Origin of the sequence: Streptomyces sp. NRRL S-31 (assembly GCF_000718775.1) — a bacterium.
In the GTDB taxonomy this organism is placed as follows: domain Bacteria; phylum Actinomycetota; class Actinomycetes; order Streptomycetales; family Streptomycetaceae; genus Streptomyces.
Genome location: NZ_JOCB01000109.1, coordinates 1 through 12608, shown reverse-complemented (window position 1 = coordinate 12608; position 12608 = coordinate 1). Strand labels below are relative to the sequence as shown.

The 12608-nt window shown below is 72.2% G+C and carries 9 protein-coding genes; 7 read left to right on the top strand and 2 right to left on the bottom strand.

Features of this window, described 5'->3' with window-relative positions; all coding sequences use genetic code 11:
• Positions 1-64 precede the first annotated feature (64 nt).
• Complete coding sequence (locus IF37_RS0132440) at positions 65-1510, bottom strand: cytosine permease (protein ID WP_030750872.1); 1446 nt, start codon at positions 1508-1510, stop codon at positions 65-67.
• Between the two features lie 170 nt (positions 1511-1680).
• Here IF37_RS0132440 and ftsY point away from each other — a divergent pair, with 170 nt between their 5' ends.
• On the top strand, positions 1681-2883 hold the full coding sequence (ftsY, locus tag IF37_RS0132435; RefSeq protein WP_030750869.1) for a signal recognition particle-docking protein FtsY: 1203 nt from the start codon (positions 1681-1683) through the stop codon (positions 2881-2883).
• Between the two features lie 161 nt (positions 2884-3044).
• On the opposite strand, the gene IF37_RS0132430 is transcribed toward ftsY, so the two are convergent.
• Positions 3045-3701 (bottom strand): bifunctional DNA primase/polymerase, encoded by a 657-nt coding sequence (locus IF37_RS0132430; protein ID WP_030750866.1) that lies wholly within the window; start codon positions 3699-3701, stop codon positions 3045-3047.
• Between the two features lie 456 nt (positions 3702-4157).
• Here IF37_RS0132430 and IF37_RS0132425 point away from each other — a divergent pair, with 456 nt between their 5' ends.
• The 6 genes from IF37_RS0132425 to IF37_RS0132400 form a co-directional block, all read left to right on the top strand.
• Complete coding sequence (locus tag IF37_RS0132425) at positions 4158-5636, top strand: hypothetical protein (RefSeq protein WP_030750863.1); 1479 nt, start codon at positions 4158-4160, stop codon at positions 5634-5636.
• Between the two features lie 333 nt (positions 5637-5969).
• Positions 5970-7307: an ammonium transporter gene (locus IF37_RS0132420; protein ID WP_030750860.1), complete on the top strand. Its 1338-nt coding sequence runs from the start codon at positions 5970-5972 to the stop codon at positions 7305-7307.
• Positions 7304-7642, top strand: coding sequence for a P-II family nitrogen regulator (locus IF37_RS0132415; RefSeq protein ID WP_030750857.1), 339 nt, complete (start codon positions 7304-7306; stop codon positions 7640-7642). Before IF37_RS0132420 ends, IF37_RS0132415 begins: the two co-directional genes overlap by 4 nt.
• Before the next feature lie 28 nt (positions 7643-7670).
• Positions 7671-10187, top strand: coding sequence for a [protein-PII] uridylyltransferase (locus IF37_RS0132410; protein WP_030750854.1), 2517 nt, complete (start codon positions 7671-7673; stop codon positions 10185-10187).
• An 84-nt stretch (positions 10188-10271) separates the two neighbouring features.
• On the top strand, positions 10272-11822 hold the full coding sequence (gene ffh, locus IF37_RS0132405) for a signal recognition particle protein (protein WP_030750852.1): 1551 nt from the start codon (positions 10272-10274) through the stop codon (positions 11820-11822).
• Between the two features lie 90 nt (positions 11823-11912).
• The coding region (locus IF37_RS0132400; protein WP_037857560.1) for an ATP-dependent metallopeptidase FtsH/Yme1/Tma family protein at positions 11913-12608 on the top strand (696 nt) is incomplete at its 3' end.

Sequence of the window (12608 nt, the reverse complement as noted above, 5' to 3'; positions counted from 1 at the left end):
GGGGACGGTAGCTGACGCAGCGTCAGATGGCTACGCGGAACGGGGCGGCTCCGGTCGGCGGTGGTCAGGCGTCGACGGCCGCCGACCGCGCGGCCGGCTCGGCCGGGGCCCGTCGCTCCGCGGGCTTCGGCAGCACCAGGTACAGCACGCCCGAGATCACGATCGTGGCGACCCAGCCGAGGCCGTACTCGCCGATCACGTTGTTCGCCGCGAGCGGGCCGGTGAACCAGTCGGAGGTGGTGAACATCAGACCCGACACCAGGCCGACGGCCCAGGCGGCGACGGCCGCGGGGGAGAAGCCGCCCTTGTACCAGTAGGCGCTGGCGCGGGTGGTGTCGGCCATCGCCGCGCCGTCGTACTCGGTACGGCGCAGCATGTCCGCGCCGAACACGCCGACCCAGGCCGAGAAGGCGACCGCGAGCAGCGACAGGAAGGCGATGAAGGAGCCCATGAAGCTCGTCGCCACCAGCATCAGCACCCCGCCGAAGACCAGCGAGATCACGGCGTTGACCGAGACCGCCCAGTGCCGCGGCACCTTGAAGCCCAGGGTCTGCGCGGTGAAGCCCGCCGAGTACATCGACATCGAGTTGATCAGCAGCATGCCGATCAGCGCGATGCACAGGTACGGCACGGCGATCCAGGTCGGCAGGATCTCGCCCAGGAAGGACACCGGGTCGGTCGCCGAGGCCAGGTCCGGCGTGGAGACCGCCATCACCGCGCCCATCAGCACCATCGGCAGCACGACCACGCCGGCGCCGCCCACCGCCGTACCCACGATCGCCTTCGAGGACGCCGTCCGCGGCAGGTAGCGGGTGAAGTCCGGCGCGGTCGGGATCCAGCTGACACCGCCGGCCGCGATCATGCCGACACCGGTGATCACGGAGGCCGTGGAGCCGGCGCCGTGGTCCAGCACCTTCGACCAGTCGGTGTTCGCCACCAGGTACGCCAGCACCAGCACCGAGAAGACGCCGAAGAGGTAGGTCGCGTACTTGTTGCACTTCTGCACGGCGTTGATGCCGAGCCCGGAGATCGCGAAGGTGGCGACGACGAACACCAGCAGCGTCACCATGTCCAGCACGCTGTTCGCCCCGATCCCGAACAGGATGTCCAGGATGGTGAGCATCGCGTAGGCGCCGGTGACCGCGTTGATCGTCTCCCAGCCCCAGCGCGCGACCCAGATCAGCGCGCCGGGCAGCAGGTTGCCGCGCTGCCCGAAGACCGCCCGCGACAGCGCCATGCCGGGCGCTCCGCCCCGCTTGCCCGCGATGCCGATCAGTCCGACGAGGCCGTACGACACGACCGGCGCCGCCACGGCGACGATCAGCGCCTGCCAGATGTCGAGGTGGTAGGCCACGACCAGGCTCGCGCCCATGGTCAGCAGCAGCACGCTGATGTTCGCGCCGACCCAGGTGGGGAACAGCTCCCGGGTCTTCCCGGTGCGCTCGTGGTCGGGGACCTGCTCGATACCGCGCGTCTCGAGAGCGCCTTCGGTCTCGACGGATTTGCTCATGGAAGAGGTGCCAGACGTGGGGGGACAGAGTGACGTGGGGACTCTACGCGCGTGGATGGCGCCCCCACCATCGTACTTTGCTCCGAGTCGGCACGCTAAGTGGCGTTTGTCTCTCGGAGGAAGCCACATACGGGCTTCCGGCGGACCCCATGTCCGATACTGGTCGGGTTATGGAAACCGTCATCCTTGCTGTAGTCATCGCCGTGGTCGTGCTCGGTGCGCTCGGCGGGCTGATCGTGGGCAGCCGGCGCCGGAAGCCGCTGCCCCCGCCGCCCCCCAGGACGCCCGACATCACCGCGCCCCCGGCCGAGCCGCATGTCGGCGACGAGGCCGAGACGCCGCGCGACGAACCGCGCCGGACGATCGAGGAGGTGGATCTCCCGGGCGGCCCCGCACCGGTCGTCGTCGAGGAGCCCCCCGTTGTCGAGGCTCCCGAGATCGAGATCCCGGAGCCCACCGCAGGCCGGCTGGTCCGCCTGCGCACCCGCCTGTCCCGCTCGCAGAACGCCCTCGGCAAGGGACTGCTCACGCTGCTCTCGCGCGAGCACCTGGACGAGGACACCTGGGAGGAGATCGAGGACACGCTGCTCACCGCGGACGTCGGCGTGCAGCCCACCCAGGAACTGGTCGAGCGCCTGCGCGAACGCGTCAAGGTGCTCGGCACCCGCACCCCCGCGGAACTGCGCGGTCTGCTCCGCGAGGAACTGCTCAAGCTGGTCGGCACCGACGCCGACCGCACGGTCAGGACCGAGCCCGAGGACCGCAAGCCCGGCATCGTGATGGTCGTCGGCGTCAACGGCACCGGCAAGACCACCACCACCGGCAAGCTCGCCCGGGTCCTGGTCGCCGACGGCCGCAGCGTCGTGCTCGGTGCCGCCGACACCTTCCGGGCCGCCGCCGCCGACCAGCTCCAGACCTGGGGCGAGCGCGTCGGCGCCTACACCGTGCGCGGCCCCGAGGCCGGCGACCCCGCCTCCGTCGCCTTCGACGCGGTCAAGGAGGGCAAGGAGATGGGGGTCGACGTCGTCCTCATCGACACCGCCGGCCGCCTGCACACCAAGACCGGCCTCATGGACGAGCTGGGCAAGGTCAAGCGCGTGGTCGAGAAGCACGCCCCGCTGGACGAGGTGCTGCTCGTGCTCGACGCCACCACCGGCCAGAACGGCCTGGTGCAGGCCCGGGTCTTCGCCGAGGTCGTGGACATCACCGGCATCGTGCTGACCAAGCTGGACGGTACGGCGAAGGGCGGCATCGTGGTCGCGGTCCAGCGCGAGCTGGGCGTGCCGGTCAAGCTGATCGGGCTCGGCGAGGGCGCGGACGACCTCGCGCCCTTCGAGCCGGAGGCGTTCGTGGATGCCCTTATCGGTGACTGACGGTCACTGGACACAGCGGCCGCCCAGGAGCGCCCGCCCCCCAGGTGCAATGGGGGCGGGCGCTTCGCCTTTTCACCACCGCACGCCGCCGTACGCCTGCCGCACACCTCTTCGCGCCGGGCGCCCCCGCGTCGCGCCCGCCCTGGAGGCCCCGCGACCGGCTACGCGCGCGACCGGTGGGCCAGGTACGCCAGCGTGCCCAGCAGCAGGCGTGCCGCCGGCGGACGGGTCGCCGAGTCCAGCGCGGGCGGGCGCAGCCAGCGCACCGGGCCGAGACCGCCCCGGTCGGAGGGCGGCGCGGTGATGTGCGCGCCGGGGCCGAGACCGCGCAGGTCCAGCGCGGCCGGGTCGTCCCAGCCCATGCGGTAGAGCAGCCGGGGGAGGTCGGCGGCGGCGCCGGGCGCGACGAGGAAGTGGGCCCGGCCGTCCGGGGTGGCGATGACCGGACCGAGCGGGAGACCCATGCGCTCCAGCCGGACCAGGGCGCGCTGGCCGGCCGGCTCCGAGACCTCGATGACGTCGAAGGCCCGCCCGACCGGCAGCATCACCGCCGCCCCCGGGAACCCGGCCCAGGTCTTGCTCACCTCGTCCAGCGTGGCCCCGGCCGGTACGGGCGGCGCGAACTCCAGCGGGTGCGCGCCCGGCGCCGCGCAGTCGGACCGCCCGCACGAACAGGCGCCCCCGGCGGCCCGCGCCCCCGGCACCACGTCCCAGCCCCACAGCCCGGTGAACTCGGCCACGGCGGTGCACTCCGCCAGGCGTCCGCGCCGACGCGTGCCGGAACGGATCTCGCGCATGCCGCCGATCGTGAAACCCATGCTCCCTCCAACGGGTCCTGCGCGCCGGTGGTTACGACACGGAGCGAGACGGAAGCGGAACGTAACGCTACGGCTCCGCCTGCCCGGGCGGCGATGCGGACAAGGCGGCGCCTTGAAGCGCACCGGGTGGCATACCGGGAATCACGCGCCCCCGCGCGCATCGCTCCGCCGACCTCCGCGCGCCCTCTGTCAAGTGAACCGTGGGTGGCTGACCGGGAGTTCATTCGAAGGGGTGGCGAATGGTGGCGTTTCTGGGATCCCCGTGGCTGGACGGGTGATCGTGGGATTACTGTGAGTGCACGGGCCCCGGAGGCGGCGCACTCGTGGGTATGCCGGAGGCAAGCCGTCGTCTCGTTCGAAGGGTGAGAACCGGCGGACGGGAGACCGTATTTACCGGCATTCTGATAGGGCTTGGCGCACTCGACGGCGAGTGGTCTCAGGATTGGGGGCGTTCCAGTGGGCGGCAACGGCGGTGGCGGGACGAACGCTGACAAGCGCCCCAACGAGCTGCTCGGCTCGTGGTTCGTGCGCAGCGGCTGGTCCAAGGGCGAGCTGGCCCGCCAAGTGAACCGCCGGGCACGCCAGTTGGGTGCCAACCACATCTCCACCGACACCTCGCGGGTGCGCCGCTGGCTCGACGGGGAGAACCCGCGCGAGCCGATCCCGCGCATCCTCTCCGAGCTGTTCTCCGAGCGCTTCGGCTGTGTGGTCTCCATCGAGGACCTCGGCCTGCGGGCCGCCCGGCAGTCGCCCGCCGCCTCCGGTGTCGACCTGCCGTGGACCGGACCGCAGACGGTCGCCCTGCTCGGCGAGTTCTCCCGCAGCGACCTGATGCTCGCCCGGCGCGGCTTCCTCGGGACCTCGCTCGGCCTGGCCGCCGGCCCCACCCTCGTCGAGCCCATGCAGCGCTGGCTCGTGCCCACCCCGGCCCCCGCAGCCCCGGCCGAGCCCGTGCCCGAGCCGGACGCGCGCCGCCCCGGCCGGCTGTCCCGGCCCGAGCTGGAGCTGCTGGAGTCCACCACCCGCATGTTCCGGCAGTGGGACGCCCAGTGCGGCGGCGGGCTGCGCCGCAAGGCGGTCGTCGGCCAGCTGCACGAGGTCACCGACCTGCTCCAGGAGCCCCAGCCTGAGGCCACCACCCGCAAGCTCTTCCAGATCGCCGCCGAGCTGGCGGAACTGGCCGGCTGGATGTCGTACGACGTCGGTCTCCAGCCGACCGCGCAGAAGTACTTCGTGCTCGCCCTGCACGCGGCCAAGGAGGCGGGCGACAAGCCGCTCGGCTCCTACATCCTGTCCAGCATGAGCCGCCAGATGATCCACCTGGGCCGGCCCGAGGACGCCCTGGAGTTGATCCACCTCGCCCAGTACGGCAGCCGGGACTGCGCGAGCCCGCGCACCCAGTCCATGCTGTATGCGATGGAGGCCCGCGCCTACGCCAACATGGGCCAGCCCGGCAAGACCAAGCGCGCGGTCCGGATGGCCGAGGACACCTTCGCCGAGGCCGACGAGTGGGACGAGCCGGACCCCGACTGGATCCGCTTCTTCTCCGAGGCCGAGCTGTACGGCGAGAACTCCCACTCCTTCCGCGACCTCGCCTACGTCGCGGGCCGCAGCCCCACCTACGCCTCCCTCGCCGAGCCCCTGATGCGGCGGGCCGTGGAGCTGTTCGCCGAGGACACCGAGCACCAGCGGTCCTACGCGCTCAACCTGATCGGCATGGCCACCGTGCAACTGCTCCAGCGGGAACCCGAGCGCAGCACGGAGTACGCGGTCCGCGCCATGGAGGTGGCCAAGAAGGTCCGCTCCGAGCGGGTGAACACCCGTATCCGGAAGACGGTCGACACAGCCGTACGCGACCACGGCGACCTCGCCGTCGTCGTCGACCTCTCCGACAAGCTCACAGTCGACCTTCCGGAGGCCGCCGAAGCGGTCTGACCACTCCCGCCACCACCAGCCCCGGCCGCGGCCGGGCCTCCCGAACTGCCCGACTCGGCTCCCCCATGCCAGGTCATCGAGAGGCCCGCCGCGGCCGGTTCCCCGTCCCCCAAGGGAAGGTCGCGCCACGATAACGAGCGCGCGGCCGGACATCTCGCACTTCACCGACGCGTAACACGCACGGCGTCTTCGTCACCCCGGCGAAACATCGAGGGGCTTCCACGGAAACCGCGCTGCGCCAGTCTCGTGGCGCATAACCGGCCCACCCCTCAACCGACCGGACCGCTCAGGCACCGCCCGCACGGCGCCGTACCAACCGACGAGGAGACGCCGATGGCACCAGCCATCATGCTCGCGGCGGACGCACCCAGACTGTCGTCAGCCAACACGGGCTTCATGCTCATCTGTTCCGCCCTGGTGATGCTCATGACCCCGGGCCTGGCCTTCTTCTACGGAGGCATGGTCCGCGTCAAGAGCACCCTGAACATGCTGATGATGAGCTTCATCAGCCTCGGGATCGTCACGATCCTGTGGGTGCTCTACGGCTTCTCCCTCGCCTTCGGCACGGGCAGCAGCCTGCTCGGCTGGAACGCCGACTGGATCGGCCTCAGCAACATCGGCCTGACGGACCTCTGGGACGGCTACACCATCCCGGTCTTCGTCTTCATGGTCTTCCAGCTGATGTTCGCGGTCATCACCCCGGCCCTGATAAGCGGCGCCCTCGCCGACCGCGTCAAGTTCTCCGCCTGGACGCTCTTCGTCACCCTGTGGGTCACCCTCGTCTACATCCCGGTCGCGCACTGGGTCTGGGGCGCCGACGGCTGGGCCTACAAGCTCGGTGTGATCGACTTCGCGGGCGGTACGGCGGTCCACATCAACGCCGGCGCGGCGGCGCTCGGGGTCATCCTGGTCATCGGCAAGCGCGTCGGCTTCAAGCGGGACCCCATGCGCCCGCACAGCCTCCCGCTGGTCATGCTCGGCGCCGGTCTGCTCTGGTTCGGCTGGTTCGGCTTCAACGCCGGCTCCTGGCTCGGCAACGACGACGGCGTCGGCGCGCTGATGTTCGTCAACACGCAGGTCGCCACCGCCGCCGCCATGCTGGCCTGGCTCGCCTACGAGAAGTTCCGGCACGGCGCGTGCACCACGCTCGGCGCCGCCTCCGGCGCGGTCGCCGGCCTCGTCGCGATCACCCCGTCCGGTGGCGCGGTCTCCCCGCTCGGCGCGATCGCCGTCGGCGCCATCGCCGGTGTCGCGTGCGCCGCCGCCGTCGGCCTGAAGTTCCGGTTCGGCTACGACGACTCCCTCGACGTCGTCGGCGTCCACATGGTCGGCGGCATCATCGGCTCCCTGCTCATCGGCTTCTTCGCCACCGGCAAGGGCCAGTCCACGGCCACGGGCGTCTTCTACGGCGACCACTCCTTCGACCAACTGTGGAAGCAGTGCGCCGGTGTCTTCGCGGTCCTCGCCTACTCCCTGGTCGTCTCCGCCGTCCTCGCCTTCCTGCTGGACAAGACCCTCGGCATGCGCGTCACCGAGGACGAGGAGGTCTCCGGCATCGACCGGGCCGAGCACGCCGAGACCGCATACGACTTCAGCGGCGCCGGCGGCGGGATCATCGGGACCGCCGCCCCGTCCCCGGCCGCCGCGCAGAACAGGAAGGTCGACGCATGAGGCTCATCACCGCCGTCGTGAAGCCGCACCGGCTCGACGAGATCAAGGAGGCCCTCCAGGCCTTCGGGGTCCACGGACTCACGGTCACCGAGGCCAGCGGCTACGGCCGGCAGCGCGGCCACACCGAGGTCTACCGGGGCGCCGAGTACACGGTCGACCTCGTCCCCAAGATCCGCATCGAGGTGCTGGCCGAGGACGACGACGCCGAACAGCTCATCGAGGTCATCGTCAAGGCGGCCCGGACCGGCAAGATCGGAGACGGCAAGGTGTGGTCGCTGCCGGTGGAGACGGCCGTCCGGGTGCGCACCGGCGAACGCGGTCCGGACGCACTCTGAGCAGGGGCAACAGGACAGGAGTCGCTCGGTGACGGGTACGGGAACGCGCACAGGGACGGAAGGCTCGGGACCCGGCGGCTACGCGGCGGCCCGGCTGCGCCTCCTCACCGAGGAGGCGCGGTCCGGGCCGTCGCGCCGTACGGCCCTCGCCGAACTGACCGACGACTGGCTCGCGGGGCTGTTCACCACGGCGGTGCGCCGGGAGGGACGGGCAGGAACGGAGCGCCCGCCGGGCGAGGGCGCCGACGGGCGGGGGGAGGGCCCGCCGTCCGGCGTCTCGCTCGTCGCCGTCGGCGGCTACGGCCGCGGGGAGCTGTCCCCGCGCAGCGACCTCGACCTGGTCCTGCTGCACGACGGCTCCGATCCCGGCGCGGTCGCCGCCCTCGCCGACCGGCTCTGGTACCCCGTCTGGGACCTCGGCCTCTCCCTGGACCACTCCGTCCGCACCCCCGCCGAGGCCCGCAGGACGGCCGCCGAGGACCTGAAGGTCCACCTCGGCCTGCTGGACGCCCGCCACCTCGCCGGCGACCCCCGGCTCACCGCCGGCCTGCGCACCACCGCCCTCGCCGACTGGCGCAACCAGGCCCCCAGGCGCCTGCCCGAACTGCGGGACCTGTGCGCGGAGCGCGCCGCACGCCAGGGAGAACTCCGCTACCTGCTGGAACCCGACCTCAAGGAGGCCCGCGGCGGCCTGCGCGACGCCACCGCCCTGCGCGCCGTCGCCGCCTCCTGGCTCGCCGACGCCCCGCGCGAGGGACTGGACGACGCCCGCCGCCGGCTGCTCGACGTACGGGACGCCCTCCACCTGGCCACCGGCCGCGCCACCGACCGGCTCGCCCTCCAGGAACAGGACCAGGTGGCCGCCGGGCTGGGGGTGCTGGACGCCGACACCCTGCTGCGGCAGGTCTACGAGTCGGCGCGGGTCATCTCGTACGCCAGTGACGTCACCTGGCGCGAAGTGGGGCGCGTGCTGCGTTCCCGCGCCGTCCGGCCGCGCCTGCGCGCCATGTGGAGCGGCGGCAAGCCGACCGCCGAACGGTCACCGCTGGCCGAGGGGGTGGTGGAACAGGACGGCGAGGTCGTGCTCGCCCGCACCGCCCGCCCCGAACGCGACCCCGTGCTCCCGCTGCGCGCCGCGGCCGCCGCCGCCCAGGCCGGCCTGCCGCTCTCCCCGCACGCCGTACGGCGCCTGGCCGCCACCGCGCGCCCGCTGCCCACCCCCTGGCCCGCCGAGGCCCGCGAACAGCTGGTCACCCTGCTCGGCTCCGGCCGCCCCACCATCGACGTCTGGGAGGCACTGGAGGCGGAAGACCTGGTCAGCCGCCTGATCCCGGACTGGGAACGGGTCCGCTGCCGCCCCCAGCGCAACGCGGTCCACCTCTGGACCGTCGACCGGCACCTGATCGAGACCGCCGTCCGCGCCTCCGCGCTCACCCGCCGGGTCGGCCGCCCCGACCTGCTCCTGGTCGCCGCGCTGCTGCACGACATCGGCAAGGGCTGGCCCGGCGACCACTCGGTGGCCGGCGAGATCATCGCCAAGGACGTCGCCGCCCGGATCGGCTTCGACCGCGCCGACGTCACCGTGCTGACCACCCTCGTCCGCCACCACCTGCTCCTCGTCGAGACGGCGACCCGCCGCGACCTGGACGACCCCGCCACCGTCCGCTCGGTCGCCGAGGCGGTCGGCACCCAGAACACCCTGGAGCTGCTGCACGCCCTCACCGAGGCGGACGCCCTCGCGACCGGCCCGGCCGCCTGGTCCGCCTGGCGCGGTTCCCTCGTCACCGACCTCGTCCGGCGGGTCTCCGCCGTCCTGGCCGGCGACACCCCCGGCGAACCCGAGCCCGCCGCGCCCTCCGCCGAACAGGAACGCCTGGCCATCGAGGCCCATCGCACCGGCGGCCCGGTCCTCGCCCTGCGCGCCCGGAGCGAACCGGCGCCGGACGGGGAACAGCCCGGCGATCCGGAGCCCCTGGGCGTCGAACTGCTCATCGCCGTCCCCGACCGGCCGGGCGTGCTGCCCGCGGTCGCCGGCGTCCTCGCGGTGCACCGCCTCACCGTCCGCACCGCGGAACTGCGCGCCCTGGAGCTGCCGCGGGACGTGGACGACGAGGGCACGATCCTCCTGCTCGACTGGCGGGTCGCTGCCGAGTACGGCTCCCTGCCCCAGGCGACGCGGCTCCGCGCCGACCTGGCCCGCGCCCTGGACGGCTCCCTGGACATCGCCGGCCGCCTCGCCGAACGGGACGCGGCCTACCCCCGCCGCCGCGGCTGGCCCGCTCCGCCGCCCCGCGTCACCGTCGCCCCGGCCGCCTCCCGGCACGCCACGGTCATCGAGGTCCGCGCCCAGGACGCCCCGGGCCTGCTGCACCGCATCGGCGCGGCCCTGGAGAAGGCGGCGGTGCGGGTGCGGAGCATGCACGTGAGCACGCTGGGCGCCAACGCGGTCGACGCGTTCTACGTCACCACGGGAGCCGGGGCGCCCCTGCCCGAGCGGGACGCGGTGGCGACGGCCCGGGCCCTGGAGGAGACGCTGCGGGGATGACCCTGCCCCGGTGCCTCCGGCGCCGGGATACCCTGGAGGGCGATTCCTACAAGACCGTCACCGACCCCGAGGACCGCGAGCGCCGTGTTCGACACTCTCTCCGATCGCCTGTCAGCGACTTTCAAGAACCTGCGCGGCAAGGGACGGCTCTCCGAGGCGGACATCGACGCCACGGCGCGCGAGATCCGTATCGCGCTCCTCGAGGCGGACGTCGCCCTGCCCGTCGTCCGGACGTTCATCAAGAACGTCAAGGAAAGGGCGCTGGGCGCCGAGGTCTCCAAGGCCCTCAACCCGGCCCAGCAGGTCCTCAAGATCGTCAACGACGAGCTGGTCACCATCCTCGGCGGCGAGACCCGGCGGCTGCGTTTCGCCAAGCAGCCGCCGACCGTGATCATGCTGGCCGGTCTCCAGGGCGCCGGCAAGACCACCCTCGCGGGCAAGCTCGGCCGGTGGCTGAAGGAGCAGGGCCACTCCCCGCTGCTGGTCGCCTGTGACCTCCAGCGCCCGAACGCCGTCAACCAGCTGACCGTCGTCGCCGAGCGCGCCGGCGTCGCGGTGTACGCGCCCGAGCCGGGCAACGGCGTCGGCGACCCGGTGAAGGTCGCCCAGGACTCCATCGACTTCGCCAAGTCCAAGGTCCACGACATCGTGATCGTGGACACCGCCGGCCGCCTCGGCATCGACACCGAGATGATGCAGCAGGCCGCGGACATCCGGGACGCCGTGCGCCCCGACGAGATCCTGTTCGTCGTCGACGCGATGATCGGTCAGGACGCCGTCAACACCGCCGAGGCGTTCCGCGACGGCGTCGGCTTCGACGGCGTGGTCCTCTCCAAGCTCGACGGTGACGCCCGCGGTGGCGCGGCCCTGTCGATCCGGCAGATCACCGGCAAGCCGATCATGTTCGCGTCGAACGGCGAGAAGCTGGACGACTTCGACGCGTTCCACCCGGACCGGATGGCCTCCCGCATCCTCGACATGGGTGACCTGCTCACCTTGATCGAGCAGGCGGAGAAGACCTTCAGCCAGGAAGAGGCCGCCAAGATGGCCTCGAAGCTGGCGTCCAAGAAGGGCCAGGACTTCACCCTGGACGACTTCCTGTCCCAGATGGAGCAGGTCAGGAAGATGGGCAGCATCAGCAAGCTGCTCGGCATGCTCCCGGGCATGGGCCAGATCAAGGACCAGATCGCCAACCTGGACGAGCGGGACGTCGACCGCACCGCCGCGATCATCAAGTCGATGACCCCGGCCGAGCGCCAGGACCCGACGATCATCAACGGCTCCCGCCGCGCCCGCATCGCCAAGGGTTCCGGTGTCGAGGTCAGCGCGGTCAAGAACCTGGTCGAGCGGTTCTTCGAGGCCCGCAAGATGATGTCCCGCATGGCGCAGGGCGGCGGGATGCCGGGTATGCCGGGCATCCCGGGCATGGGCGGCGGCCCCGGCCGGCAGAAGAAGCAGCAGAAGAAGGCCAAGGGCAAGCAGCGTTCCGGCAACCCGATGAAGCGCAGGCAGCAGGAGCTGGAGGCGGCCCAGCGCCGCGAGGCCGCCGCGCAGGGCGGCAACGCCTTCGGGCTGCCGCAGCAGGCCGGCGAGGACTTCGAGCTGCCCGACGAGTTCAAGAAGTTCATGGGCTGACCGGACCCGTTCCGCCGTGCCAGGGGCGCCCCTTTCAGGAGGGGCGCCCCTGGGCGTGCCGGGGCCGGGCCGGTGTCGTACCGTCCGGGTATGACCAACCCCGCTCCGCCGCGCAAGTCGCCGGACCAGCCCTGGCGTACCGAGGGCGCCCCGGAGGAGCCGCAGCGACAGCCGTCCGGCGGGGGGAGGATGGGGGGCGGCTGGTGGCGGCTGATCCTCACCGCGCTGATCGTGTACCTGATCGCGAACCTGGTGCTGTCCTACTTCGACCAGGCCAACGAGCCGACGATCTCGTACACCGAGTTCAGCAGACAGGTGACCGACGGCAACGTCGACAAGATCTACGCCAAGGGCGACTCCATCCAGGGCCAGCTCAAGAAGGAGCGGAAGAACCCCGAGGGCGGCGGCGGGTACACCAAGTTCAACACCGAGCGGCCGTCCTTCGCCCACGACGACCTGTGGGCCAACCTCACCAAGCACAAGGTCAACGTCACGGCCGAGCCCGTCGTCCAGCACCGGAGCTTCCTCGCCAACCTGCTGCTCTCGCTGGCCCCGATGCTGCTGCTGATCGCCGTGTGGGTGCTCATCGCGCGGCGGATGCGGGCGGGGCTCGGCGGCCCGGGCGGCATGCTCGGCCGCAAGGCGCCGCCGAAACCGGTGGAGCTGGTGCCGGGGCAGAAGCGCACCACCTTCGCCGACGTGGCCGGCATCGACGAGGTCGAGGGCGAGCTGAACGACGTCGTGGACTTCCTGAAGAACCCCGACGCCTACCGCCGGATGGGCGCC

Excerpts from the sequence above, each read along its gene's own strand:
- ftsY (WP_030750869.1), top strand. The coding sequence starts at position 1,681 with ATGGAAACCGTCATCCTTGCTGTAGTCATCGCCGTGGTCGTGCTCGGT.
- IF37_RS0132440 (WP_030750872.1), bottom strand. The coding sequence starts at position 1,510 with ATGAGCAAATCCGTCGAGACCGAAGGCGCTCTCGAGACGCGCGGTATC.
- IF37_RS0132415 (WP_030750857.1), top strand. The coding sequence starts at position 7,304 with ATGAGGCTCATCACCGCCGTCGTGAAGCCGCACCGGCTCGACGAGATC.
- IF37_RS0132420 (WP_030750860.1), top strand. The coding sequence starts at position 5,970 with ATGGCACCAGCCATCATGCTCGCGGCGGACGCACCCAGACTGTCGTCA.
- IF37_RS0132430 (WP_030750866.1), bottom strand. The coding sequence starts at position 3,701 with ATGGGTTTCACGATCGGCGGCATGCGCGAGATCCGTTCCGGCACGCGT.